21 protein-coding genes and 1 pseudogene are annotated in these 25,272 nt (G+C 74.1%); 8 read left to right on the top strand and 14 right to left on the bottom strand.

Annotated elements, in window-relative coordinates; translation table 11 throughout:
• Positions 1-81: 81 nt before the first annotated feature.
• The 5 genes from BUE44_RS17790 to BUE44_RS17770 form a co-directional block, all read right to left on the bottom strand.
• Complete coding sequence (locus BUE44_RS17790) at positions 82-1,827, bottom strand: multicopper oxidase family protein (RefSeq protein ID WP_073499519.1); 1,746 nt, start codon at positions 1,825-1,827, stop codon at positions 82-84.
• A 395-nt stretch (positions 1,828-2,222) separates the two neighbouring features.
• Complete coding sequence (locus BUE44_RS17785) at positions 2,223-2,621, bottom strand: VOC family protein (RefSeq protein WP_073499517.1); 399 nt, start codon at positions 2,619-2,621, stop codon at positions 2,223-2,225.
• 96 nt (positions 2,622-2,717) lie between these two features.
• Positions 2,718-3,155 (bottom strand): SRPBCC family protein, encoded by a 438-nt coding sequence (locus BUE44_RS17780; RefSeq protein ID WP_073499905.1) that lies wholly within the window; start codon positions 3,153-3,155, stop codon positions 2,718-2,720.
• A gap of 103 nt (positions 3,156-3,258) precedes the next feature.
• Entirely contained in the window at positions 3,259-4,272 is a 1,014-nt protein-coding gene (locus BUE44_RS17775) for an aminoglycoside phosphotransferase family protein (RefSeq protein WP_073499903.1), read from the bottom strand.
• A 65-nt stretch (positions 4,273-4,337) separates the two neighbouring features.
• On the bottom strand, positions 4,338-5,816 hold the full coding sequence (locus tag BUE44_RS17770; RefSeq protein WP_073499515.1) for an SDR family NAD(P)-dependent oxidoreductase: 1,479 nt from the start codon (positions 5,814-5,816) through the stop codon (positions 4,338-4,340).
• Positions 5,817-5,989: 173 nt separating this feature from the next.
• Here BUE44_RS17770 and fahA point away from each other — a divergent pair, with 173 nt between their 5' ends.
• A complete protein-coding gene (gene fahA, locus BUE44_RS17765; RefSeq protein ID WP_073499513.1) occupies positions 5,990-7,222 on the top strand; it encodes a fumarylacetoacetase in 1,233 nt (410 codons plus the stop codon).
• A 47-nt stretch (positions 7,223-7,269) separates the two neighbouring features.
• Here fahA and BUE44_RS17760 read toward each other — a convergent pair whose 3' ends face one another.
• The 4 genes from BUE44_RS17760 to BUE44_RS37510 all read right to left on the bottom strand — a co-directional run bounded on the left by BUE44_RS17760 (position 7,270) and on the right by BUE44_RS37510 (position 12,667).
• On the bottom strand, positions 7,270-8,292 hold the full coding sequence (locus tag BUE44_RS17760) for a DUF642 domain-containing protein (protein ID WP_143172524.1): 1,023 nt from the start codon (positions 8,290-8,292) through the stop codon (positions 7,270-7,272).
• Positions 8,293-8,510: 218 nt separating this feature from the next.
• On the bottom strand, positions 8,511-11,525 hold the full coding sequence (locus BUE44_RS17755) for a glycoside hydrolase family 35 protein (RefSeq protein WP_073499509.1): 3,015 nt from the start codon (positions 11,523-11,525) through the stop codon (positions 8,511-8,513).
• Between the two features lie 335 nt (positions 11,526-11,860).
• Positions 11,861-12,337: a GNAT family N-acetyltransferase gene (locus BUE44_RS17750; protein ID WP_073499507.1), complete on the bottom strand. Its 477-nt coding sequence runs from the start codon at positions 12,335-12,337 to the stop codon at positions 11,861-11,863.
• A 42-nt stretch (positions 12,338-12,379) separates the two neighbouring features.
• On the bottom strand, positions 12,380-12,667 hold the full coding sequence (locus BUE44_RS37510) for a helix-turn-helix domain-containing protein (protein ID WP_073499505.1): 288 nt from the start codon (positions 12,665-12,667) through the stop codon (positions 12,380-12,382).
• Between the two features lie 482 nt (positions 12,668-13,149).
• Between BUE44_RS37510 and BUE44_RS17740 the strand changes: the two genes are divergently transcribed.
• Both BUE44_RS17740 and BUE44_RS17735 read left to right on the top strand, forming a co-directional pair.
• Positions 13,150-13,410, top strand: coding sequence for a DUF397 domain-containing protein (locus tag BUE44_RS17740; protein WP_235002233.1), 261 nt, complete (start codon positions 13,150-13,152; stop codon positions 13,408-13,410).
• A 96-nt stretch (positions 13,411-13,506) separates the two neighbouring features.
• Entirely contained in the window at positions 13,507-14,418 is a 912-nt protein-coding gene (locus tag BUE44_RS17735) for a helix-turn-helix domain-containing protein (RefSeq protein WP_143172523.1), read from the top strand.
• A gap of 18 nt (positions 14,419-14,436) precedes the next feature.
• Here BUE44_RS17735 and BUE44_RS17730 read toward each other — a convergent pair whose 3' ends face one another.
• The 3 genes from BUE44_RS17730 to BUE44_RS17720 form a co-directional block, all read right to left on the bottom strand.
• Positions 14,437-15,261, bottom strand: a complete 825-nt coding sequence (locus BUE44_RS17730) for an SAM-dependent methyltransferase (RefSeq protein ID WP_073499501.1) — start codon at positions 15,259-15,261, stop codon at positions 14,437-14,439.
• Positions 15,262-15,396: 135 nt separating this feature from the next.
• Positions 15,397-16,230, bottom strand: a complete 834-nt coding sequence (locus BUE44_RS17725; protein WP_079189846.1) for a helix-turn-helix transcriptional regulator — start codon at positions 16,228-16,230, stop codon at positions 15,397-15,399.
• 178 nt (positions 16,231-16,408) lie between these two features.
• The gene (locus BUE44_RS17720) at positions 16,409-19,333 is read right to left on the bottom strand and encodes an ATP-binding protein (RefSeq protein ID WP_073499499.1); all 2,925 of its coding nucleotides are present in this window, start codon (positions 19,331-19,333) and stop codon (positions 16,409-16,411) included.
• A gap of 372 nt (positions 19,334-19,705) precedes the next feature.
• Here BUE44_RS17720 and BUE44_RS17715 point away from each other — a divergent pair, with 372 nt between their 5' ends.
• The 3 genes and pseudogenes from BUE44_RS17715 to BUE44_RS17710 form a co-directional block, all read left to right on the top strand.
• Complete coding sequence (locus tag BUE44_RS17715) at positions 19,706-20,815, top strand: isoafricanol synthase (protein ID WP_073499497.1); 1,110 nt, start codon at positions 19,706-19,708, stop codon at positions 20,813-20,815.
• A 345-nt stretch (positions 20,816-21,160) separates the two neighbouring features.
• Positions 21,161-21,493 carry a hypothetical protein gene (locus tag BUE44_RS39780; protein WP_407640033.1) on the top strand — a complete coding sequence of 111 codons (333 nt, stop codon included), beginning with the start codon at positions 21,161-21,163 and terminating at the stop codon, positions 21,491-21,493.
• A pseudogene (locus tag BUE44_RS17710) lies at positions 21,382-21,666 on the top strand (FMN-binding glutamate synthase family protein); the annotation flags it as partial. The gene BUE44_RS39780 and the pseudogene BUE44_RS17710, both read left to right, overlap by 112 nt.
• Before the next feature lie 98 nt (positions 21,667-21,764).
• Here the strand turns inward: BUE44_RS17710 and BUE44_RS17705 are convergent.
• Positions 21,765-22,142, bottom strand: a complete 378-nt coding sequence (locus BUE44_RS17705) for a DoxX family protein (RefSeq protein ID WP_073499495.1) — start codon at positions 22,140-22,142, stop codon at positions 21,765-21,767.
• 229 nt (positions 22,143-22,371) lie between these two features.
• Here BUE44_RS17705 and BUE44_RS17700 point away from each other — a divergent pair, with 229 nt between their 5' ends.
• Both BUE44_RS17700 and BUE44_RS17695 read left to right on the top strand, forming a co-directional pair.
• Complete coding sequence (locus BUE44_RS17700; RefSeq protein ID WP_073499493.1) at positions 22,372-23,910, top strand: FAD-dependent oxidoreductase; 1,539 nt, start codon at positions 22,372-22,374, stop codon at positions 23,908-23,910.
• A gap of 198 nt (positions 23,911-24,108) precedes the next feature.
• The gene (locus tag BUE44_RS17695) at positions 24,109-24,501 is read left to right on the top strand and encodes an ATP-binding protein (protein WP_235002231.1); all 393 of its coding nucleotides are present in this window, start codon (positions 24,109-24,111) and stop codon (positions 24,499-24,501) included.
• A gap of 87 nt (positions 24,502-24,588) precedes the next feature.
• Here the strand turns inward: BUE44_RS17695 and BUE44_RS17690 are convergent.
• Positions 24,589-25,272, bottom strand: a 684-nt coding sequence (locus tag BUE44_RS17690; RefSeq protein WP_073499488.1) for a SigB/SigF/SigG family RNA polymerase sigma factor, incomplete at its 5' end; no start/stop codon positions are given.

Genomic DNA, 25,272 nt, shown 5'->3' with positions numbered 1-25,272 from the left:
CACGCCCGGTTCGGCCCTTGTGGGATATCACGGCGGCAGCGCGGCCGCTCCGTCGGCCGGGTGCGGGCCGGGCGGCCCGGCTCAGCCCGCGACGCGGTAGCGGGCCATCATGCAGTCGTCCTCGTGGTCGAGGATGTGGCAGTGCCACACGTAGCCCTGGAGCCGCGTGCCGCTCATCGCGGTGAAGGGCGCGTCGGGGTCGAAGCCCACGTCGACGGCCGCGGGGAAGCGGACCAGCACCCGGGTCACCATCCCGGGCGGGCAGCCGACCGTGTCCTTGGCGCCCGCCTCCCACACCCCCGGCGGCAGCACGGACCCCAGCAGATGCGCGTCGGGGGACGGCGTCCACATGGTGCCGGGCGCGGGGCGGGGGTTGGCCTCGCGGTAGGCCGCCACGTCGAAGCGCTGCCGGCCGAGGATCCGCATGTGCACCAGGTGCAGATGCATCGGGTGCGCCTCGGAGGAGGTGTTCACGAACTCCCACACCTCGGCCGTGCCCTGCCGCGGGGCGAGCACCGGCCCGTCGTCGTACCGCAGGTTGTTCAGCGTCATCCCGGCGAACGGCCAGCCGGCGGACATCGCGGGGGTCAGCGTCACGATCCGGCGCGGGACGCTGCCGGACGCGGGCAGGGCCGGCAGCGCCGCCGGCAGGCCGGCGGCGCCGCGCAGCCGAACGGGCGGCGGGCCGGTGAATCCGCGTACGCCGGTGCCGACGAAGCGCATGATGTCAGCGGGCGGCACCACGCCGGTGGCGGCCACCACCTCCGGTGACTCCTGCTGGTCGTTGGTCAGGTCCACGTGGTCGCCGGCGGCCAGCGTGCCGAAGTCCACGACGAGGTCGAGGCGTTCGCCGGGCGCCAGGCGCACCGAGGTGGTGCGGGCGGTCGTGTCCAGCAGCCCCCCGTCGGTGCCGACCACCCAGAAGGGCATCGCGTTGCTGAAGAAGAGGCGGTAGCTGCGGGCGTTGGAGGCGTTGAGCACCCGGAGGCGGTAGAAGCCGCGGGCCACCTTGAGATAGGGCGACACGACGCCGTTGACCGTCATCAGGTCGCCGAACGTCCCACCCTCCCAGTGCCCCTGCGGCACCGCGCGGGTGGTGCGGAAGTTCAGCGACCCGTCGTCCTGGAAACGGCGGTCGGCGAGCGTCAGCGGCACCTCGAACTCGCCGCTGGGCAACCCGAGCCGGTTGTCGGCGGCGCCGGTGTCGTACGCGTCCCGCAGCAGGTACATGCCGGCCAGGCCGGCCACCGCGTTGAGCCGGGTGATGCCCATCGCGTGGTCGTGGTACCAGAGGTGGGCCGCGTCCTGCCCGTTCGGATGGCGGTACGTCATGCTGCCGCCGGGCCGGAAGGTGTTCTCCGGATGCCCGTCCGCTTCCGGCGGGGTGACCGCGCCGTGCACGTGCACCGACGTACGCGGCTGCGTCCGGTCCAGCTCCGAAGCGCCCTCCAGCGTCGGATCGACGTCGGCGGCGAACAGGTGCCCGCCGGTGAAGCCGTTGCCGAACGTCAGGGAGAGCGGTACGCCCTGGCGGGCTTCGATCGTCGGCCCGAGGTACGGCTGCCCGCCGTACGACCAGGTCTTCGCCAGGCCGAGGTCCCGGTGGAAGCGGTGCGTGGACTCCGCCATGGCGATGGTGCGGTCGCCCGCCAGCACGGGCGGCACGGGCAGCTCGTCGACATACGGCGTCAGGCGGGGAGAGGCGAAGGTCAGCGCGGCCCCGGCCGTCGCCGCTCCCGCGGTGAGGATGTGCGGTGCGCCGATTGCGCCGGCGGCGGTCAGGCCTCCGGCGGTGAGCAGCGAGCGACGGGACGGGCCTTTCGGCATGCGGGCTCCTCTGGGGGTGGGCGCGCTCGACGATAAGTATCCATATGACTCATCGTCAACCATTTCCGGGCGTGTCGGGCCGGGCGGGTCCCCCGGGGTTCCCCATGGCCGCGGCCACCGTCGCGGCTGGGCGCGCCGTCCCCCCGCCCCGGGGGTCCCGCCCCTTGCGGTGGGCGGCCACCTTTCCCGCCGTCGCGGTTACGCGCGCCGTGCCCCGCGTCCCTGGGGTGGGAGCCCCGTTCTGCTGCGTTCACAGTCGCGGTTCGTCGTGGCTGGTCGCGCAGTTCCCCGCGCCCCTTCCGGCCTGCGTCCTCCTACGACCAGGCGTTGGCCCCTGGTAAGGGGTGCCTCTGCCGCGGAGGGCACGCGTTTTCAGGGGCGCGGGGCCGGTGCGGTCAGGCCGGTGTCGGGGGGAGGTGGAAGACCTCCCACAGGTGGCCGTCGAGGTCGCGGAAGGCCCGGGTGTACATCGGCGAAGCCTCCTGCGTGTGCTTCGCCGCCTCGCCGCCCGCGGCGGACGCGGCGGCGCCCATGCGGTCGACCGCTTCCGCCGTGTCCTGCGACACCGCGACGATCACCTCGGTGGACGCCGCGGTGTCGGAGACCGGGCGGCCGGTGAAGGACGTGAAGTAGGCCTCGGTCAGCAGCATCACGAAATTGCTCTCGCCGACGACCATGCAGGCCGCCTTCTCGTCGGTGAAATCCGGGTCGAAAGTGAAGCCGAGGGCCTCGAAGAAGGCCTTGGACGCCGGCAGGTCCTGCACCGGGAGGTTCACGAACATCTTGCTCGCCATGCTGCCGCCTCTGCTCGGGCCGGGGACTGGTGGTGTGCTCGTACGGGTGGACCGGTCGGTGGCACGAAATTCATCGGTGTTCCCGGTGCCGAATCGTCAGCCGGCCAGCAGGGTGTCCACGACCCGGGCGAAGACCCGGCGTCCGGCGCCGCGGGTGAGGCCGTCGAAGGCCCTGGGCAGCCAGGGCAGCTCCAGATCCTCCTCCCAGCGGACGGCCGAGCCCGCGCCGTCCGCGCGCACCTCGATCTCGGCCCAGCCGGTGACGACCCGTCCGGTCTTCACCAGCCGGCAGCGCCCGGGGCCGCCGTCCTCGGTGGGCGGCTGCCACACGGCGACCCGCATCGGGTCGGCGAAGGAGGCGCGGCCAGGGCCGGTGCGGGCGACGAAGACCGTGCCGGCGCCGGATGGGGGCGGGGTCAGCACGGTGACCCGGGTCAGCGGCACGGTGGCGGTGTGGTTCTCCCACGTGGTCAGCCGGCGCCACGCCTCGGCCGGCGGCAGCGCCGTACGGCGTTCGACCGTGAAGCTCGGCACGGAACCGAGCGTACCGGCGCCGGCCGGGATGTCCCGGCCGGACACCCCGGTCGTACGGGCGCGGGTCGGACGGAGCGTGCCGCCGTCCTGCGGGCGCCCGATCTCAGGCGCCGAGGCGGTCGCGCAGCCAGGCCAGGGCGGCCCGGCCCTGGGCGGCCTGGAAGGCGCGGAGGGTGGGGAGGCCGGGTGGGGACGGGCGGCGGGCGCCGGCGAGCAGGAAGCCGGTGAAGGCGGCGAGGACCGCGGTGACGGCCTCGGGTGCGGCACCCGCGGCGACCTCGTGCCGGTCGAAGAGCCGGTGCGGGGGCGGGCCGCCCTGCATGGCGACGCTGGGCAGCATCAGCAGCAGGTCGTACCAGGGGGCCGCCCGGCACGCCCAGGGCCAGTCGACGACGCACACCCGGCCGTCCGCGGTGAGCAGCAGGTTGTCGGCGCGCAGGTCGCTGTGGGCGAGGGTGTTCCCGGTGGCGCCCGCCACCCAGCCGGCCTCCAGCCGCGCGAGCGTGCCGAGGTGGCGTGCCGCCCAGGGGTCGAGTCCGGCCAGGTCGTCGGTGCCCGCCGCGTGGTCCGCGGCGATCGTGCGCCAGGCGTGGAAGGCCGTGGCCTGCCTCTCGGCAACGGGCGGCACGTCGATCGGGCAGGGGGTGAGGAGGGCGGCGAGGTCGCCGACCGCGGCCAGGACCCGGGACAACTCCGCGGGTTGCCAGGGCTGCGCGGGGGTGCGGCCCTCGACGTCCTCGAAGAGCAGCGCCACCCAGCCGTCCTGGTCGAAGGACGCGAGCAGCCGCGGGGCGGGCGCCCGCGCGGGAAGCGCGCCGGCGACGCGGGCCTCAGTGCGGTGGATGCCGGGGCTCTCCGGATTCTGCGCCTCGCTGACAGCCTTGACGAAGGCGCGCCGCCCGTCGGCGAGCCGCAGCCGTGCGGCGACTCCGGGCGAGAAGCCGCCGTGCTGCGTCTCGGCGGCGGCGACGCGCGCCCCGAGGTGCTCCTCGACGGCCGCCCGCAGCCGGCGGGGCACCGCCGTCCAGTCCGCGCGGACCCCCGTCGCGGCCGGGGCCGGCGCCCGGTCGCCCTCCTTCGTGTCCGCCCCGCCCGCCGCCCGTGTCGCGTCGTCCATCGGGTCATACTCACCGACCGCGGACCGGCGGGCCACGGGTTATCCGGGCCGCGACCCCGGCGAGGTCACCAGGCCGCGGGGGCGTAGTCCTTCAGGAAGCAGCCGTAGAGGTCCTCGCCCTGCTCGCCGCGCACGATCGGGTCGTAGACGCGTGCGGCGCCGTCGACGAGGTCGAGGGGGGCGTGGAAGCCCTCGGCGGCGAGGCGGATCTTGTCGGGGTGGGGGCGCTCGTCGGTGATCCAGCCGGTGTCGACTGCGGTCATCAGGATGCCGTCGGTGTCCAGCATCTCCTGCGCGCTGGTGCGGGTGAGCATGTTCAGCGCGGCCTTGGCCATGTTGGTGTGCGGGTGGCCGGCGCCCTTGTAGCCGCGGGAGAACTGGCCCTCCATGGCGGAGACGTTGACCACGTACTTGCGGCGGGCCGCCGCCGCGGCCATGGCCGGGCGCAGCCGGCTGACCAGGACGAAGGGCGCGGTGACATTGCACAGCTGGACTTCGAGCAGCTCGACCGGGTCGACCTCGCTGACGGTCTGCACCCAGGTGTTGGTCGCGTCCAGGTCGGGCACCAGGCCGCCCGCGTCGATGGCGGTGCCGGCCTCGATCCTGGCGAGTGAGGCCGATCCGCTGACCAGCGCGAGGTCGGTGACGTCCTGCGCGGTGAGCGACTCGCGGCGGGGGGCGGGCAGTGCCGCGGCGGTGCGGGCGCCGCTGCCGAAGGCGCCGAAGACCTCGGTGGCGGGCAGTTCGCCGGCCGGCAGCGGCGCGGCCTCGGCGGCGACCAGTTCGCGGTAGGCGGCCGGGGAGCGGCGCACGGTCTGGGCGGCGTTGTTGATCAGGATGTCCAGCGGGCCGTCGTCGGCGACGGAGTCGGCGAGGGCCACCACCTGGGCGGGGTCGCGCAGGTCGATGCCGACGATCTTGAGCCGGTGTATCCACTGGTCGCTGTCGGGCATGGCCTTGAAGCGGCGGACGGCGTCGCCGGGGAAGCGGGTGGTGACGGTGGTGTGGGCGCCGTCCCGCAGCAGCCGCAGCGCGATGTACATGCCGATCTTGGCGCGGCCGCCGGTGAGCAGCGCGCGCCGCCCGGTCAGGTCGGTGCGGGCGTCGCGCCGTGCCCGGTTCTGGCGGGCGCAGTCCTGGCAGAGCTGGTGGTAGAAGGCGTCGACCTCGACGTAGCGGGTCTTGCAGACGTAGCAGGAGCGGGGGCGCTCCAGGATGCCGGCGATCTCGGTGCTGACCGAGGCGGTCAGCTGGATGCCGAGGGTCTCGTCGTCGATGCGGTCGGCGGCGCCGGTGGCGGTGGCCTCGGTCACGGCCTTGTCGTTGGCGGTCTTGGCGGCCCTGCGCTCCTGGCGGCGGCGCTGCTTGACCATGCGGTAGACGCCGGCGGTGGCGCGGCGGACGGCGACGGCGTCGGGGTGGTCGACGGGCAGCCCGTCGAGTTCGGCGAGCACGGCCAGGCAGACCTCGAGGCGTGCCGGGTCGATGCCGGGCTCGTCCTCCTGGTGTCCGAGGTCGTGGAAGTCCTGGGTCGTCGCCGTCATCCCGCCGCTGCTCTCCGTGTCCCGCCCGGGTCCTGTGGGGTCCCGGGGCAGCCCGGGTACGCTCCCGGGTCTCCGGTGAACTTTACGTTTGACCTGCGGGCAGCTCCAAACGCGGCGGCGGAGGCCCGGCCGGTAGTGTCGGGGCGGCCGCGCCGCCCCGCACTGGAGGTCCGTTGAGCACCGAGAGCCCGTTCACCGTGCCGCACGACGATCCTTTCGGGCCGCACAACCTGCCCTACGGGGTCTTCCGCACCGCCGCCGACCCGCGGCCGCGCATCGGGGTCCGCTACGGCTACCGGGTGCTGGACGCGGGCGCCGCGGCACGGGCGACGGGGGCGCCGCCGGACCTCGCGGAGCTGCTGGCCGCCCCGGTGCTGAACCCGCTGCTGGCCGCGGGGCGCCCGGCCTGGACCCGGGTGCGGACGGCGCTCACCGCGTGGCTGACCGGTGAGGCCCACCGGGAGGCGGTCGGGCCGCTGCTGGTGCCGCTGGCCGAGGCGGAGCTCCTGCTGCCCTTCGAGGTCGCCGACTATGTCGACTTCTACGCCTCGGAGCACCACGCGGTGAATGTCGGCCGGATCTTCCGGGCCGGGGCGGACCCGCTGACCCCGAACTGGAAGCACCTGCCGATCGGCTACCACGGCAGGGCCGGCACCGTCGTGGTGTCGGGCTCCCCCGTGGTGCGGCCGTGCGGGCAGCGCAGGGCCGCGGGCGAGGCCGCGCCGTCGTACGGGCCCTCGCTGCGGCTGGACGTCGAGGCGGAGCTGGGCTTCGTGGTGGGCGGCGCCTCCGAGCGCGGTTCGCGGGTGGCGATGGCCGAGGCGGACGACCACGTCTTCGGGGTGTGCCTGCTCAACGACTGGTCGGCGCGCGACGTGCAGGCCTGGGAGTACGTGCCGCTCGGGCCCTTCCTCGGGAAGTCCTTCGCGACGTCGGTCTCCCCGTGGGTGGTCCCGCTGGAGGCGCTGGCCCATGCCAGGACGGCCCCGCCGGCGCGTGACACCCCGCTGCTCCCCTACCTCGACGACAGCGCCGCGCAGCCGCCCTGCGGCCTGGACATCGCGATGGAGCTGCGGCTCAACGGGCACACGGTCTCCCGGCCGCCCTTCGCCGCGATGTACTGGACGTACGCGCAGATGGTGGCGCATCTGACGGTGAACGGGGCGAGCCTGCGCCCCGGCGACCTCTTCGCGTCGGGCACGGTCAGCGGGCCTGCCGCGGACAGCGTGGGCGCGCTGATCGAGCTGACCCACGGCGGTGAGCGGCCGGTGGAGCTGCCGGACGGCAGCAGCCGGGCCTTCCTGGAGGACGGGGACGAGGTCGTCATCACGGCGACGGCGCCCGGGCCGGGCGGCGTACGCATCGGCCTCGGCGAGGTCGCGGGCCGGGTCGAGCCCGCCCGCTGACCACCGGAGGGTGGCGGCACCGCCCGGCCGGCGGGGCCGTCCCGGGGTCACCTGGAGGGCGACAGCCCCGTCTCGTCCAGGTCCGCGCGACTGCGGACGGCCACCACCTCGACCAGCCAGGTCAGCGTGCCGTCGGCGACCGGGGCGCCGTCGTAGGAGATGTCGGCGACGGCCTGGTAGGTCCCGGGTGCGGTGCCGGGCGGGACGGTCACCTTGAAGGCGCCCTGGGCGGGCGGTTCGGCGGCGATGAGCTGCCTGCCCGGGAAGGTGAGGGTGCCGGGGGCGCCGGCGGCCGGGGCGAGCGGCGGCAGCGGCCGGAAGACGACGGTCGCCTTCTCGCCGTGCGCGGGGGCGGCGGTGCGGTTGCCGACGGCGAAGGTCAGCGTGACCGTCTCGCCCGGCTCGGCTCCCACCGGGCTGCCGGTCACCGTGCCGAACAGGGCCGGCGGCGGCGTACGGCCGTCGCCGGCGGTCAGGGCGAGGCCGGTGATCAGCGGCGACAGGGCCCCCCGGAGACCGGCGCCGAACTCGACGGTCACGTTCGCGCCCGTCGGGGTGAAGTCGACCGAGCGGCGGACCCAGGCGGGCCCCGCGCTCCCGGCGGGTGCGAAGACCTCCTTCGTCCGGCCCGGGCCCCTGGGCGTCTCGACCGGGCGGATCAGCACCGTGTAGTCCTGCTCGCGGGCGCCCGGCTCGGCCGGCCCGGCGAGGTCGGGCGACTCCATCCAGCTGATGGTCGTCTTGCGGCCCGGCGTGGTCGGCACCGTCTGGCTGACCGCTCCGACGTGCTCGGGGACCTCGCCCTTGAGCCGCAGCGCCTGGCCGCCGCCGGACTCGGCGGGGCGCGCGCCGGGTGCCAGCGCGACGAGCTGGACGGCGTCCTGGGTGACCTCCCAGCCGGGGATGCCGTCGGCGTTCTTGACGGTGAACAGCTTGTGCTTGGGTGCGGCCCCGATGCCGGGCTCCGCGAAGTCGGGGTTGGTGATGTCGCCGGCCATGGCGGTCCTTCCGTAGGTGGCCGTGCCCCCGGCACGGCGGTGCGGCGTCGCCAGAACGCGGAGAGTGGTCATGTGGCTACCCCGAGATTCCACCAACGGAGGCGGCCGCCCGCAACACGACGGCGCCGAGCGGCCGGGCGCCGCCGCCGTCAGCCGGCTCGGCCAGACCGTACCCGGCAGGGGCACCGGCGGATCGGAACCAGCCACGCCGTACGCGCCGCGCTCCACCGCCCGGGAGCCCGGCGCCCCCCACGGGTGCCGGGCCCCTGCTCATGCCCCGATGGCCGCTCTCAGCGCCCGCGCACCCCGTGCGACCCGTAGCCGGGCGCGGGTACGTCCCGTACGGGGACGCCGCCCGCGACGGCCCCGAGCAGGGTCAGGGCGGGCGCCGGCAGGCCGGCGGGGGTGGTGCCGTCGGTGAGGACGGCCAGCGCCAGGGAGTTGGTACCGCTGGTGCGCAGGATGCCGCCCGGCAGCACGAAGGTGTGCTGCGGGCCGACGTCGTTGGCGTACTGGCCCAGATTCCAGCCGTTGAGGAAGATCTGCACGCGGTAGGCGCGGGCCGGGTCGTCGGTGAGGGTCAGGCCGATCGAGGCGTCGGTGCCGCGGTCGATCCGCAGGGTGAAGTCGGTGCGGTACCAGGCGACGCCCTGCCGGGAGTCGGTGTGCGGCAGGGCGACCGGCGACCAGTGCCGGTCGGGGAAGCCGGGCAGGTGCCAGCCGGCGCGTTCGCCGTACAGGCCGCCGGTGTTGAGGGGGCCGCGTACCGGATCCTCGGTGCCGGTCGCGCCCTGGATGCGCCAGGTCGGCGCGGTGCCGTCGAGAGTGGCGGCGAGCAGGCCGCGGGCGGCCTTGAAGGCGTCGTTGGCGCCGCCGTCCTCCGCGTGGGCCATCGGCCTGACCAGGACCGCCACCGTGTGCGGCCCCTCACCGCGCAGGTCGGCGGGCACGGCGAATTCCGCGCTGCCGGTCCAGCTGGCCACCGTGTCCTGTGCCTTGGTGGGCGTCGGCAGCCGGTGGGTGCCCAGCGGTCGGCCGTCCCACCAGGCCATGAGCAGGCCCAGCGTGCCGCCCTGGTAGGTCAGCGCCAGGGTCTGCGCGTCGGCAGCGCCGTCGATGGTCGCGCGGTACCAGACGTCGCCGTAGTGGAAGCCGTAGTCGTCGGCGAAGAGGACGGCGGGCTGTCCGGCGGGCACGGCGGTGGAACTGTGGGAGGTGGTCAGGTCGCACACCCGCCAGGCGCGGTCGTCGAAGCCGGCCTCGGCCTCGGGGCTCTCCGCGGCATACCGCCACCCGGTGAGCGCGGGCAGGTGCACGTCGGCGGGGCCGGGCAGCAGGCGGTCGGCGGCGAGGCTGCCGTCCGGGGTGGCGCGGACCGAGGTGCGCCGGCCGTTCCAGTCGACGTGCTCCACCCCGTGCGGTGCCCACACTTCCAGCGGGGCGGGCGCGGCGGTGTCGCCGGTCAGTTCCAGTTCCCTGCCGTGGACTTCGGCGGTGCGCAGCAGCGCGGGGCCGCGGACGAGCACCGGGCCGCCGGGGGTGTCGCGGGGCCACAGGGTGGCAGCCGCGGTGTCGTCGGCGAGCAGGAGCAGCAGCGGGACGGCGCTGCTGCCGCCCTCGACCCGGACGCGGGTGAGGCCGTCCAGGACCGCGTTGACGCGCAGGGTGCCCGCGGCCTCGTCGTAGACGGCCTCGGCGCTGCCCGCGGTGACCGTGACGGTGGGCCGGCTGCGGCAGACCAGCACCGTCTCGACCGGGTCGCCGGGCCTGCCGCTGAGCAGGGCGACGTCCTGGGTGTCGCCGGCGGCCCGCCACATCGGCTGGGCGGTGGTGTAAAGCACGGCGCGGCGGCCCAGCGACAGGTTGGCGGCGACGACCTTCATGTCCTTGCCGGCGACCCGCATCCCGCCGGGCGCGGCGGGCACGGTGACGGTGCCGGTCGCGGTGGTCACCGGCAGCGTGACGGTGGCGCCCTGGGTGCTGTCGTTGCGCAGGAAGTACAGGTGCGAGCCGCGTTCGGGGTTGGCCAGGTGGTAGACGCGGACGGCGCCGCCGGCGGCCGCGGTGTCCTCGGCGCGGTCCAGCTGCGCCAGGTCGGGGAAGGCGGCGAGCATGGAGCCGATCTGCCGCATCGGCAGCAGCTTGGGCGTCTGGTTGCGTGCCTCGTCGATGGCGGCGCCGTAGTCGTAGGAGGTGTAGACGACCGGCGCGGGCAGCCAGCCCCAGGAGGTGCCGCCGAAGGTCATGTAGACGTTGTGGACCTTGATGCCGTTGGCGAGGTTGGTGAGGTAGAAGCGCCGTTCGTACGCCGCGTCGCGGGTCCTGCGGGATTCGGCGTAGCCCAGGCCGCCGAATTCGGCGCCGCCCCACGGGTCGAACCAGCCGCCGCCGAACTCGGCGGTGAAGCCGGGGGTCGCGGGGCTGGCGGTGGAGCCGCCCTTGGCGCCCCCGGTGCCGAAGTAGCCCCAGTCGGGCGGGGTGCTCGACGGCGACGGGTAGCCGTCGAAGGCGTAGAGGTAGCGGTCCTGCTCGCCACCGGTGTCGAAGCTGCCGGGGACCCAGTAGCCGTTGCGGCCCTTGTCGTTGTGGAAGAGCGGTACGTCGATGCCGTCGGCGCGCACCTTCGCGTACAGGTGGGCCATGTAGTCGGTGCCGGTGGAGCTGGTGACGAAGGAGGCGTACTCGTTCTCCAACTGGTAGAGCACGACGGTGCCTTCGCCCCTGGTGTACAGGTGGCGGCCGATGATCCGGTTGACCTCGGTGAGCCACTCGTCGGCGTGCGCGAGGTAGGCGGGGTCGCTGGTGCGGGCCCGGCCGGGGGTGGTGGCCAGCCAGCCCGGGTAACCTCCGGCGTCCACCTCGGCGTTGATGTACGGGCCGGGTCTGGCGATGACGTACAGCCCGGCCTCGGCGGCCAGGTCCAGGAAGCGGTCCAGGTCGCGGACGCCGGTGAAGTCGTAGCTGCCGGGGGCCGGGGAGTGGTAGTTCCAGGCCACGTAGATGCTGACCGCGTTGTAGCCGTTGGCCTTCATCTTGTGCAGGACGTCCAGCCACAGCGAGGGGCTGGGCAGCCGGAAGGGGTGGACCTCGCCGGACCAGATCGGCACCCGCTGCCCGTCGATGAGCAGGGCGTAGCGGTCGAAGGCCACGGTGTGCGCCGCGCCCTGCCCGGGATGTCCCGGGGCGGGGGTGGGCGCGGGCCCGCCGGGGGTCGCGGGCGCGGCCGCGTGCGCGGCGGCCGGCAGGGCCAGTGCGGCGGCGGCGGAGCCGGTCAGGGTGGAGAAGACGCGGCGGGATATGTCCACGGGGGTCCCTTCGACAGCGTTTGCGGTGGGAAGTACGCCGCCACTGCCGGCGCCGGCGGTGGGCTTGAATCGTCTTAACGCGCTGGAAAGGTAGACCCGGGCCGGTCGGCGCGCAAGACTTCGCACACAAACGCTCACGCCGGGAGGCCCGCCCGAGGGACCCGCAAGGCGGGTCAGAGTGGCGCCGGGAGGCGTCCACCTTGGTGAAAGGCCAGGCTGGGACGGGGATTACGGACGACGGATGCCTGATCGCGGGAAGCTCCGCAGCCCATCAGGTTCCGACACGTTCCATCAGGTGTCACCAGCACGAGTCGTGATTGAACGCTTTCAAGGAGTCATTCGGCCAGCAGGAGCACGACCTCGTCGATCTCCTCGCCCCTGGCGTTCGCGAAGCCCCGGTCGTGCCCCGTCACCACGAAGCCGCACCGTTCGAGCACCCGGATCGAGGCGGCGTTGTCCGCGGCCGCGCGGGCGTGCTGGGGGCGTTCCGGGACGAGGGCGAGCAGCCCGCGCAGGGCGGCGGTGGCCGCGCCGCGGTCCCAGTGCTCCCGGCCGATCCAGTAGGTGACCTCGCGCTCCCCCGGCGGGCCGAAGACCGCCGCGTTGCCGATGATCTCGCCGCCCGCGCCGACGACCGTGCGCGCCACGATGTCCGGGTCCTGGCGGATCCGCGCCCAGTGGGCCGCGAAGCGGTCGCGGTCGGCGGGGTCCTTCGCGGTGAAGGCCGCCATCGCGATCGCCTCGGGGTCGTTCGTCTGGGCGTAGAAGACGGGCAGGTCCCCGTCCCGTATCTCGCGCAGCGTTGTCTCCATCGGACCTCCCGCCTGTGGTTCTCCGCCGAGCCGGATGGTACGTCAGGCGGGGCGGCTGCGCGGGGAATCGGTGTCAGCGAGGTCGAGGCGGTGGTGCGGGTCGGACCTGAGCCTGGCGTCCTCCCACACCTTGCGCAGGACCAGCGGGTCCGCGCCGCAGGCCTGGGCGAAGCGCTCGGTGAGGGACCAGCCGGGAAAGCGCTCCCCCGACAGGATCGCGGCGGTGTCCGCGGCCGGTATGCCCAGCCGGGCCGCGAGTGCCCGCAGCGGCATGCCGCGGGCCCGGTGGAGCTGGCGGAGCACCGGCGCGAGGTGGGAGCGGGCTGTCATCTGTCGTCCCCTCCTCGGAGTACGGGGCCGTGGGCTTCCAGCGTGCCCCACACCGGGTGCGGTCCGCCGCCGGACCTGGCGGGCGCCGGCTGCAGCCGGGCGGCCCGGTGTCCGCGTCCGCGGCCGCACCGGGCCGTCCGAAGCCCCCGGTGGTACGGGCTGTCGCGCCGTCTCGCGCGGCGGGTACGCGCTGGTGGGCGGTACGGCGAGGGGTCCGTGCACGGGACTTCGCGCCGGGATGGGGCAACGCGGCAGGTGTTGCCACCGGGGCTTCCCGGCGCTCGGGCGCGGAGCGGGGAAACACGTTGCCCCGGGCGCGCATTTGCAGATCCACCTGCTTGCGGCGGAGCACCGTTGTATCCGTTGGGTCCGCGGGCCGCGCATGAAGCCGGTGGCGGCCGGTCATCCTTTCCATGGGGCCGCGTCGTCTGCATTTGCAGACCGCGGGCCTGATCATCGGTCCCGGCACGAGAAGAGGACACATGACCGGTCACGACCACCGCGAAGACCAGGGAAAACCCCTGATGGGAACCGGCGGTCCGGGCGGCTTAGCCGTCGCCTGGCGGAAAAGCTCCTACAGCAACCACCAGAGCGCCTGCGTGGAAGTGAGCGAAATCGGTCGCGAGTCGATCGGTTTCCGCGACTCGAAGGATCCGGAAGGCGCGGTTCTGACCTTCGAACGGACCGCGGCAGCGGCATTCGTTGCCGCCGTGGCCGCGGGCGAGTTCACTGAAGGGCGGTAACCGGCCGTCCTTTTCGGCAACTTCCGATCTCATATGACTGAGGCAGGATGAGAGGGTCGAGAAAGCCGCCCGCTCAGCGCGAGGGAGAGTCCGCCCGTGCCTGCCCAGCCGTCCCGCGCCCCGCGCGGAGTTCGCCATGTACGCCCGCTGTCCGGCCGGGCGCCGACCGCGCAGCGCATGATCTTCGGTGAGACGCTGCGAAAACACCGGGAGGCGCTCGGCCTGACGGAGAAGGAGGTCGCGCGCGGGATCGGCGGGTGCTCGGCCTCCAAGATCAGCCGCCTGGAGAGCGGCGAGCACGACTTCAAGGAGAAGGACGTGCTGTGCCTGCTCGACGTCTACCAGGTCGTGGACCCCGCCGAGCGCACCCGGCTGCTCGAACTGTCCCAGCAGGCCAACGAGAAGGGCTGGTGGGAGGCCTGGCGTGACGTCGCGCCCAAGGAACTCCAGACCTACGTCAGCCTGGAGGACATCGCCGCGCGCATCCGCAGTTACGAGAGCGGGCAGTTGCTGGGCCTGCTCCAGATCCCCGACTACACCCGGGCCCTGGTCAAGGCGAACTCGCTGGAGCCCGGCGTGCGGACCGCCGAGCGGATCATGGAGCTGCGGGCCATACGGGCGCAGCGCTTCCTCAACGAGTCCGCGGCCCAGCTGATCTGCGTCGTGGACGAGGTCACCCTCTCCCGCGGCTACGGCACGAACCCGATCATGCGCCGGCAGATCGAGCACCTGATAGAGCTGGCGGGGCACGAGCGGATCAGCTTCCGGCTGGCCCCGTCCGCCCGGCTCAACCTGCCGGTCCAGATCGGCACGACCACGGTCTTCGACTTCGCCGCCGACCAGTTGCCGGCGATCGTCTACGTCGAGCGCTGCAACGGCGGCCTGTACCTCCAGGACCGCCAGGAGGTCGACGCCTACGAACGCGGCTTCGACCGCCTGATGGTCAACTCGCTGGGCTCCGCGGCCTGCCTGCAGAAGCTCAAGGACTACTGCCAGAAGTACCGCTGAGCCCGCGCCCCCGGCGGCTCAGGGCTTGCGCGCCACACCCACGTAGAGGGACGCGTCCGCGTCCGAGATCAGGCTCGGCCCGCTGGCCGGCTCCGGATTCCAGCGGTGGGCCACCTCCACGCCCGGATCGAGCAGGTCGAGACCGGTGAAGAAGTCCCGCACCTCGCTGCGGCTGCGGACCTGGAGCGGCGTGCCGCCCTGGGTGTAGACGTCCACGATCTGCGCCCACACCTCGGGCGCGAAGTCCGGGGTGCAGTGCGAGATCGTCAGGTACGAGCCGGGCGCCAGCGCCGCGACCAGGGTGTCCACCACCCCGTAGGCGTCCTGGTCGTCGGGGACGAAGTGCAGCAGCGCGTTCAGGCTCAGCCCCAGCGGCTGCGCCAGGTCCACGCAGCCCTCCCGCCGTACGACGTCCAGCAGGCGGGCGGGGTCGGTCACATCGGCCTCGACGTAGCCGGTGGCGCCCTCCGGGGAACTGCGCAGCAGGCTGTCGGCGTAGACGAGCACGATCGGGTCGTTGTCGACGTAGGTGACGCGGGCGGCGGGCTGCTCACGCTGGACGACCTCGTGCAGGTTGGGCGCGGTCGGGATGCCGGTACCGATGTCGAGGAACTGCCGGACGCCGTGGTCGCGGGCCAGCAGGCGCGCCGAGCGGTGCACGAAGGCGCGGTTCACGCGGGCGGCGGTCCTCACCGCGGGGAAGGACACGATGACCTTCTCGGCCGCGTCCCGGTCGACCGCGTAGTTGGTGTTGCCGCCGAGGTAGTAGTCGTACATCCGGGCGCTGTGCGGCAGATCCTGCCGCAGCCGGTCTTCCGTGCCCTGCGGTAATTCGTCGCTCACGCCACTGCCCCCATCGGTCGCGCCCTCGGGCCGCGCCGGGCGCCGGGAGCGGAAATGAGCCGGATCTGCGCATCCGCTGAGATCACCTTATGCACGGGCGGCCGGATCCTGAACACCGCCGGGTGTCAGGCCTGTTCAGCTGCCGATGACCTTCGGACAGTTCTCCATGAGGACGAAGACGCGGAGCCGGTCGCTGCGCATCGGCCGCAGCGCGACGATCCGCACCGCGACCTCCCTGCCCTGGTGGAAGGGCAGCCGCAGCCTGCGCAGGCTGCCGTCGCCGCTCTCGCGGGACTCCTTGCGGTGCCACATCTCCCGCGCCCCCGGGGTGTTCGCGAGGACCTCGCGCTGCAGGCGGCGCAGCGCTTCGTTCCGCCGGTCGCGGGAGCGTGCGAAGCGGATCTGGCCGACGTACGAACGCGCCCAGTCCTCGCGCCAGTTGACCAACTGCTCGCGGGCGTCCTGGCTGAGCAGCGCCCAGCGGAGCATGTTCCCCTGGTGGGCCGTCCACGGGAACCAGTCGCGCATCGGCTGGTTGTGCCCGATCACGTTCCACGCCGCGTCCGCGACGCAGGCGGGGTGCGACTGGTTGTCGATGAAGCACTGGAAGAGGTCGTCCATCTCCACCGCCGCCGACGCCTGCGGGATGGCGGCGGAGCTGGGTGGCCGCCCGAGTGCCCGCTCGTAGAGCGTGCCGCGCTCGGTCAGGCTCAGCCCGAGGGCGGTGGAGAGCCGGTCGAGGAAGTCCTCGGTGCAGTCGGCCGCCTCGCCGTCCTCCAGCGAGCCGTACCACTCCTCGGTCACCCCGGTCAGCCGGGCGATGTCGGCGCGGGACAGACCGGGACCGCCGGTCTCGTTCCCGGCCGTGAGCCCGTACCGCTCGGTACGCCGCCGCCAGGCGGGCAGCAGCTTCGACAGCGGCTCGCCCTCGGGCCGTTCGTGCTCGCCTCGACCGCTCCAGGACTCCACAGGCCGACCCTAGGCACCGTCTGCCGCCCGCCCCGGCCCGCGACACCCCCGCGGCGCGCGATCACCGGCCAGGAACCGTCGTTCAGCGTAGCCGGGAGGGGAGCACCCGCCGTTCGGTCTCCCGCCGCCGGCGCGCGGGCCGCTCCGGGGCGGCGGGGGGGTCAGCACGCCGCGTGCCCTACGGCACCTCGCCGTCGGGGCCGGCGACCAGCCGGGGCAGGCCCGCGTGGTCGCAGCCGGCCTTGAGGTAGATGTCGGACAGCAGACGGGTCACGACCGCGTCGGTGGCGCCGAGCGCCTCGGCTATTCGGGCGTTGGACCAGCCGCCCGCGGCCCATTCCGCGACCGTGCGCTCCTGGACGGTGAGGGAGTCGGCGTCGGCGGTACGGGGCTGCAGCGGCCACAGGCCGGTGGCGTCCAGCTCGGCGCGGGCCCGGGCGGCGAGCGCGTCGGCGCCGCACTGCACGGCGCCCTCCATGCCCCGGTGCAGCTGCTCGGCCGCGTGCTGCGGGAGCCCGGTACGGCGCAGGGCGACGCCGTGGTCGACCAGGGCGCGCGCCAGGTCGTAACCGGACGGCGACCTTTCGAGGTGGGCGACGGCCTCGGCGAGGACGCCGGCTCTGCGCGTCACCGGGGTGACCGCGGCCAGGGCGTGCAGCGCCTGGCCGATCGCGGACTGCGTACCGAACCTGCGGGCCCTGCGGACGCCTTCCTCGGCGACCTCCGCGGCCCGCTCCGGGTCGGTGACCTCCAGGGCCAGGGCCAGGTGCAGCGGCCAGGGGCACCAGGCGGGATTGCGCATGCCGCGGGCGTCGAGGCGCTCGCCGACCCGGACGAGCTGCGCTTCCGCCTCGCGGTGCCGGCCCAGCGCGAGCAGCAGCTCGCCGTGCACGGTCTGCGCGTCGGGGTAGACCACTGCGCTGGGCGTGATGTCGCCGTAGCGGTAGGAGGCGGCCAGCTCCTGCGCCTCCTCGGTGCGGCCCCTGGCGAGCAGGATCTCGATGAGGATGCCGACCGCGAAGTACTGCGCGGGCACCTGGTGGCCGACCCGGTCGGCGATCCGCAGGCCGTCGCGGACCATGGACTCGGCGGAGCCGAGCCGCCCGCGGCGGAAGCGGATGTAACCGAGCAGCGTGTAGCCGAACGACAGGTGCGCGCCGCGCCAGCCCCTGTCCTGGCATTCCACGATGCCCCGGGTGAACAGCTCCTCGGCCCGGCCGGGCCGGTCGGCGTACATGAAGGTGAGGGCCACCAGGACCGGCACCTCGAAGCCCCACTGCTCGTCGGTCCAGGACAGGCCGTCGCCGAGTGCCTGCTCCGCCCAGTGCAGCGCGGTCGCGGCGGGCTCGCCCCGTACCATCGCGTCCCAGGCGCGCAGGCCCAGGATGTAGCGCTCGGCGGTGCCGCGCCCGGTCAGGTGGTCCGCGAGGCGGGCGAGTTTGCGGGAGCGGGCGGTGGAGTCCTGCTCGTCGGCGCGGAAGGCGTTCCACATGAACTGCTCGGCCTGGAGGTGCAGCCGGGTCCTGACGTCGGTGGCCCAGCGGGTCGCGTCGGCGACGGTCTGGGCGGCCTCCGCCATCCGGTCGGAGTGGCCGAGGGCCTGTGCCAGCCGGTAGACGATCGCCTCGCGCAGGTCCGGGGTCAGGACGGGTTCGTCCAGTGCGGCCCGCAGGTGGTTGACGGTGATCGCGGGTTCGGTCAGCAGGGCGGAGCAGCCCAGTTCGTACAGCACCTGCGCGCGGTCCTCCATCGCCGGGGGCTCGCGCAGCGCCCGCGCGAGGCAGCGCCTGGCGGCGTCGGGGGCGCCGGCCCGCTGGTACTCGCGGGCCGCGTCGGACAGTTGCTGCACCACCCACGGGTCGCTCTCGGGGTGGGTCTCCAGCAGGTGGCGGGCGGCCGCGGTGGCGCCGAGGCCGGCCTGCGAGACGACCGCGGCGGCCTGGCCGTGCATGGCGACCCGGAAGGCCGCGGGAATCGCCCGGTAGACGGCCGTGGAGACCAGCGGATGGAAGAACTCCAGCCGGCTGTCCGCCGCTTCGAGCCGGTCATGGGTCGGCGCCGCGAGGATGCGGGCCTCGCGCAGCCGGACGACCGCGTCGGCGGATTCGGCCTCCCCCAGCCCGCCGACACTCGCCGCCCGGCTGCGGGACGCCTCGGCGCCCAGCACCGCGACGCTCCAGGCGAAGCGGACCGCGGAGGTGCCGAGCCGCTCCAGGCGCTCGACCAGGCCGCCGCCCTTGACCGCGGAGGCCAGCTCCCGCAGCTCCGGCAGGTTGACGGCCTGCGGTTTGAGCCCGCGGTCGGCGACCCGCGCGGCGAGTTCGACGGCCTCGAAGGGATTGCCGCCGGTGACCGCCCAGGTCTCCCGGCAGAAGGCCTCGTCGGCGTCCTCGCCCAGGGTGTCGCGGACGATACGGCTGACCGCGCCGGGGGTGAGCGGCGCCAGGTCCAGGGTGCGCGAGCCGTGCCGCTCGGCGAGCCGGCCGAACGCCATGGCGTCGCGCGGCAGTTCGTCGGGCCGGTAGGCGACGACGAGCAGCATCGGCAGTTCGTCGACGCGCGGCGCGAAGCCGGTGAGCCAGGCCAGCGACTCGGCGTCGGCCCAGTGGGCGTCGTCCAGCATGACCACCAGCGGGGCGCGCTGCACGGCGAAGCGGGTGACGATCCAGTCCAGGCCGTCCCGTACGCCCTGCGGGTCGGGTGAGCCGTTCGCGGCGCCGGCGACCAGGCCCACGGCGGGCGCGACGATGTCGTACCAATTCCCCAGCGTCTCGCGGTGCTCCGCCTCGGTGCCGGTCGCGAGCAGCGGCTGCACGAGGTGGCGTACGACCTGGAAGGCGACGCCCTGCTCCTGCTCGCCGCCGCGCGCGGACAGCACGGTGCAGCCGCGGGCCATCGCCCTTCTGCGTACTTCGCCCAGCAGCGTGGTCTTGCCGAGTCCGGCGGGCCCCGCGAAGACCAGCAGACCGCCGGTGCCGAGGGCGGCCGCGCCCTGGGAGGGGCCGCTCAGATCGGCCAGCAGGGCTTCCAGCGCGGCCGTCTCCGTCTCGCGCTCCAGCAGCAGTCGCTTCCGCCGAGGCGGTCGGTCCGCGGTGTACGCCATGTCAGATCCCTCGAACGCGTGGTGTCCCCGATCACCCGTCCCCCGGGTACGCACAGCGTACGCACGTACGCACGATATGAAGTCGGCCGCGCGCCTTCTTCGGCCGGGTTCCGCGGAGTTGGTCCGCCGCCGGGCCAGGGCTACTACTCTCCCCTCCGACCGTGTGCCGTCCGGGGGCGCACGAGGCGGGGCGTGCGCCGGTCGCGCACCCTGCCGCACCCGCCTACCGCGGTCCTCCGGCGCACGCTGCGCCTACGCTCTCTGCACGGCGATCCGAACAGCACTCCGAACGGCACTCCGAACAGCACTCGGCACACCCCGGGCCCGTACCGCGGCAGGCGGCCGGGCGATCCGCGGCATCCTGGAGGGCTCATGTCAGACGAGACCGCGTCCGGCCCGGCTCTGCCCAGCGGGCCGCCGGACCCCACCCGGCGTGCCGCGGCGATCAGGATCCCCTTCCCGGCCCGGCTGAACCTGCACGCCGAGCGGGCCAGGCAGCACACCCTGCAGTGGGTGCAGGGCATGGGCCTGCTCACCGGGGACGTCGCCACGGCCGAATACGACGCGCTGCGCCTTGAGCGGCTGATGGCGTATTTCTACCCCGACGCGAGCGCGCCCGACCTGGAGCTGGCCGCGGACTTCAACGCCTGGTTCTTCATCTTCGACGACCAGTTCGACGGCGGTCTGGGCACCCGGCCCGACGAGATACGGCAGGTGGTCGACGCCCTCGTCGGCGCGATGGCCGTGGACGGTGCGGAGCCCGCGGTCACCGGGGAGACCCCGCTGGTACGCGGCTTCCGGGACATCTGGCTGCGGTCCACGGCCGGGACGCCGCTCGCCTGGCGGCTGCGCTTCCGGGAGCACTGGCGGGCGTATCTGGCGGCGCACGAAGGCGAGGCCCGGCACCGCACCGCCGACCGGCTGCCCTCCCTCGACCGCTTCCTCGACGTCCGGCGGGAGACGATCGGGGTGCGGCCGTGCCTGGACTTCGCCGAGCGGTGCGGCGGTTACGCGCTGCCCGACGAGCTGCACGACTCGTCGGCGCTGCGGGAGATGCGGGAGATCACCGGCGACGTGGTGATCTTCGTCAACGACATCGTGTCGCTGACCAAGGAACTGGCGGCCGGCGACGTCAACAACAGCGTGGTCGTCCACCGCGCGCGCACGGGCTGCACGATCGAGGAGTCCGTCGAGCACGTCAGCGCGCTCGCCAACGCCCGCACGGCCCGCTTCGCCAGGCTCGCCGCCGCCCTGCCCGGCACGCTCGACCTGCGCGGTGTCCGCCGCGGGACGCGCGAGCACGTCGACCACTACGTGGACGCTATGCGCCATCTGATGGCGGGCAACCTGACCTGGTCGCTGGCGACCTCCCGTTACGACGAGACCGGCATCGCAGCGGTGAGCGACGGCCGGCGACGCCCCTGGGTCCTGCTCACCGCGGCCCGGGAGACGGCGCCGCCGCCGTATCGCAGCGACGTCTGACCGGCCCCGGCGCATTCTGGGAGGCCGCCGTGGAGGCCGCCGCCCGGTCGGGTCGGGTCGGGTCGGGTCGGGCCGGGCCGGGTGGGAAAGTCAGGCGATTCCCGTCACCTGAAGAGATGTCACACGCGAGGCCTAGCGACGCCGTTGCGCGGCCGTCCGGAGGAGGCGGCCGACGCTCAACACGGTGGTCGGATCGCCCGCAGCGCCCCCACATCACCCGAGTTGGTACGCCCGCATCACCCGAGTTGGTACGCCCGCCGGCAGTGAGGCGCCAGGGGCACGCGGGAGGTGCCGTGCGGTACCGGGAGGCATGACGGGCCCCGCACCGGTAAGGCGCGGGTGGTGATGAGAACCGGCGCGGTGTTCCTGGCCCTGCTCCTGGCCGCGGCGGCGGCCGCCGCGGCGATCGCGGCCGGCCTGTGGTGGTGGGCGGCCGCGATTCCCCTGGGGCTGCTGGGACTGCTCGGCCTGTGGGATCTGGTGCAGCGCCGCCATTCCGTGCTGCGCAACTACCCGGTGATCGGCCACGCCCGTTTTCTGCTTGAGGGCATCCGCCCCGCGATCCAGACTCGCGGCGCGCCCGCGCCCTCGACGTCGGCGACAAGTCCGCCCGGGTGCAGGGGCCGCAGGCCGCCACCGTCACCGGCGCGCTGCAGATCATGGCGTCCATGGGGGTGACCGAACCGTCCCAGCTGCGCCCGCACATGGTGTGCCGGCGGATCGACCCGTACACCGTCCGCTCGCACGAGGAGCTGTACGAGTGGCTGTCGCCGGGGCATTTGCAGGCGGAGCCGCCCGCCTCGTGGGCCGCCGACTGGGCGGCCGCCGACCCGGACCGCTTCACCGTCTGATCCGGGGGCCGCGGCCCGAGCCGTCGCGCGGGCCGTGGGGGACGCGCCGGCCGGATCGGGCGTACGCCAGGTCTTCGGCGCCGTCCGGGGGGACCGGCTCAGGCCCGGTCGGCAGCCGCGTCGGACGCTACGCGCAACGCCCAGAGCACGAGCGGGATCTGGACCGGCAGCCGGCCGTACGCCGCGGCCTTCAGGGCGGGGCGGCGGTGGCGCCAGTCGTAGGCCATCTTCACGTTCGCCGGGAAGACGGCCACGAAGAGGCCGGCGGCCAGCAGCGCGGCGGGCCGCCGGGTGGCGGGGACCACCAGGGCGGCGGCGAGGGCGATCTCGGCCGCGCCGCTGACCTGGGTCCAGGTGCGGGGCCGGCCGGGAAGGAACTCGGGGACCAGCGCGTCGTACGGCTTCGGCGCGGCGAAATGCGTGACGCCGGCGCTCGCGAGCAGTCCGGCGAGCAGGTGGGCGGAGCGAGCGGACACCGTGGGCCTCCGGCGTGGACGGCGCCGGCCCGAGCGGCCGGCTACCCGTCGGTAATATCACAACACCGCGCCGGTCCCCCACATCGAGGTGCGGTCCACCCGGCCGGTCCCGGGCGGCCGGCGCGGTGCGCGCCGCCCGTCGGCGCCGGCGGGCAGGTGGCGGGCGGCCGGACGGGGGAATCCGTCGCGGCGCGGGCGTGCCACCGCCGGGAAGGGGAACGCGCAGAGCATGCCGAACGATGACGTACTGCCCGGTGTCGACGAGTCGTACTGGATGAGCAGCAGCGACTCCACGCGCTTCGCTCCCCTGACCGCCGACGTCGAGGTGGACGTGGCCGTGGTCGGAGGTGGTGTCGCGGGTCTGAGCGCCGCGTGGGAGCTGGCCGAGTCGGGGCGCTCGGTCGCCGTCGTGGAGGCCGACCGGATCGCCGCCGGCGTCAGCGGCTACACCACCGCGAAAGTGACGGCCCAGCACGGCCTGGTCTACGACCGGCTGCGCCGCACCCGCGGCCAGGAGGGCGCCCGGCTCTACGCACGCTCGCAGCAGGAGGCGGTCGAGCGGGTCGCGGAAGTGGCCGGCGCCCTGGGGATCGACTGCGCCTTCGAGCGGACCGCCGCCTACGCCTACACCCTGGACAGCGACGCCCGTGACACGGTCAGGGCCGAAGCGGTCGCGGCTCGCGAGGCGGGCCTGGCTGCGGAGTACGTCGAGCAGACCGACCTGCCCTACGCCGTCGCCGGCGCGGTGCGGATCGACGGCCAGGCGCAGTTCCACCCCCGCGCCTACCTGCTGGGCCTCGCCGCCGCCCTGACCGCCCGCGGCGGGACCATCTACGAGCGGTCCAGGGTCACCGGACTCACCGAGGGCGAGCCCTGCCGCCTGACCACCGAGTCCGGCGCCACCGTGACCGCGCGGGACGTCGTCGTCGCCACCGGCTACCCGGTCTTCGACCGCGCCCTGCTCTTCGCCCGCCTCTCCCCCCGCCGCGAACTCGTCGTCGCCGCCCCGATCGACGCCGACGCGGCACCGCGGGGGATGTACATCACCGACGACGAGGGCAAGCGCTCGGTACGCACCGCTCCGCTGGCGGACGGGCGGCGCCTGCTCATCGTCACCGGGGAGAGCTACCCGCCCGGCGCCGGCCACGTCGGCGAGCGCTTCCGGCGGCTGGACGCCTGGATGCACGAGCGCTTCCCCGCCGCGGAGACCGCCTACCGCTGGTCGGCGCAGGACAACGACCCCACCGACACCGTCGCACTGGTCGGACCGCTGCACCCGGGAGCACGGCACACCTACGTCGCCACCGGGTTCGGCGGCTGGGGCATGAGCGGCGGCGTCATGGCCGGACGGCTGCTCAGCGAACTGGTCAACGGACGCCGGCCCGCCTGGGCCGACCTCTACGACCCGCGCAGGATCATGCCGGTCCTCAAGGAGGCGCCCGCGCTGCTGCGCCAGCAGGCCGACGTGGCCCGCCACTTCATCGGCGACCGCCTCCGCCCCACGCACGTGGACTCCGTCGCCGAGGTCGCGCCCGGCGAGGGCGCGGTCGTCCGGGTGCACGGCAGCCGGTGCGCGGTCTACCGCGACAAGGACGGCACCGTCCACGCCGTCTCCGCCCGCTGCTCCCACCTCGGCTGCCTGGTCGCCTTCAACGCCGCCGAGACCACCTGGGAGTGCCCCTGCCACGGCTCCCGCTTCGACGTGGACGGCGCCGTCCTGCAAGGCCCGGCCGTCAATCCGCTGGAACCGCGCACCCTGGACTCCTGAGACCGCGCCGGGGCCGGGCCGGCGGCCTGCCGGCCCGCTGTCGACTCGGTCACCGGCCGATTCCGCGTGTGAGCTGCCCTCGCGGGGAAGGTGCAAGAAGCGGCCGCTGTTGCGCGCTCGACCCACCGGGGTCGGCGGGAGCCGGGCGGCCCCATGTCAGTTGCCGTCCAGGGACAGGCGCCGGTTGAGGGTGGTGTGGTGCGCGCAGGCGAGGTCTACAAGGGTCTACCAGGGGATATAGCCGCGGCTCGGCGCCTTGCCGGGGAGCTGCTCGACCGCCTGGGGAGCGCCGGGACACCCGCGCCCGCCGATGCCGTCGCCAACCTCCAGCTGGTGGTCAGCGAGCTGGTCACCAACGCGGTGAAGTACGCCACAGGCCCGTGCGGGGTGGATCTGCGGGTGCTCGGGGACGCCGTCGAGGTCTCGGTGTGGGATACCTCGGAGCAGCCCGTGGCCGAGATGGGCCCGGATCCCGGCCGGGTGGGCCGGCACGGCTTGGAGATCGTGACCATGATCTGCGGCGGCTTCGACGTGACGGCCACGCCGACGGGGAAGCGGATCACCGCACGGGTGCCTTTCCGGCGCCCGTAGCGCGGCCGCGACCGGTAGCCGCCGGCCGCCTGCCCGTGCCGTCGCCGCCGACGGCACCGGCCGTCACCGGTCACACGGGGTGACCGATCACCTGTCGGTGAGCATCCCGGCACGCAGCTTGGCCAGCAGGCGGTTGAGCAGCCGGGAGACGTGCATCTGGGAGTAGCCCAGCTCGGCGCCGATGTCGGCCTGGGTCATCTCCTGGCCGAAGCGCATCCGCAGGATCGCCCGCTCGCGATCGTTCAGCTCCTCCAGCATCGGCGCCAGTGCCTGGAAGTCCTCCACCAGCTCCATCGCCGGATCCCAGTCGCCGACGGTCTCGGCGTAGGAGCGGCCGGCGTCCTCGTTCTCCGTGCCGGTGGGCAGGTCGAGGGAGCCCGCGGTGTAGCCGTTGGAGGCCACCAGGCCCTCGATGACCTCTTCCTCGGTGATCTCCAGGTACGCGGCCAGTTCCGCCACGCTCGGCGGCGCGTCCAGCACGGCCGTCAGGTGGTCGCGGGCCTTGGCCAGCTCCACCCGCAACTCCTGCAGGCGGCGCGGCACATGCACCGCCCAGGAGGTGTCGCGGAAGAACCGCTTCATCTCCCCCACGATGTACGGCACCGCGAAGGTGGTGAACTCCACCTCGCGCGACAGGTCGAACCGGTCGATCGCCTTGATCAGCCCGATCGTGCCGACCTGCAGGATGTCCTCCCACTCCTCCGGACCGCGGCTGCGGAACCGCCGCGCGGAGAAGTGCACCAGGGACATGTTCATCTCGATCAGCGTGTT

The organism is Actinacidiphila paucisporea (genome assembly GCF_900142575.1).
Taxonomy (GTDB): domain Bacteria; phylum Actinomycetota; class Actinomycetes; order Streptomycetales; family Streptomycetaceae; genus Actinacidiphila; species Actinacidiphila paucisporea.
The sequence above is the reverse complement of the archived record's forward strand: the minus strand, read 5'-3'. Positions and strand labels throughout refer to the sequence as shown.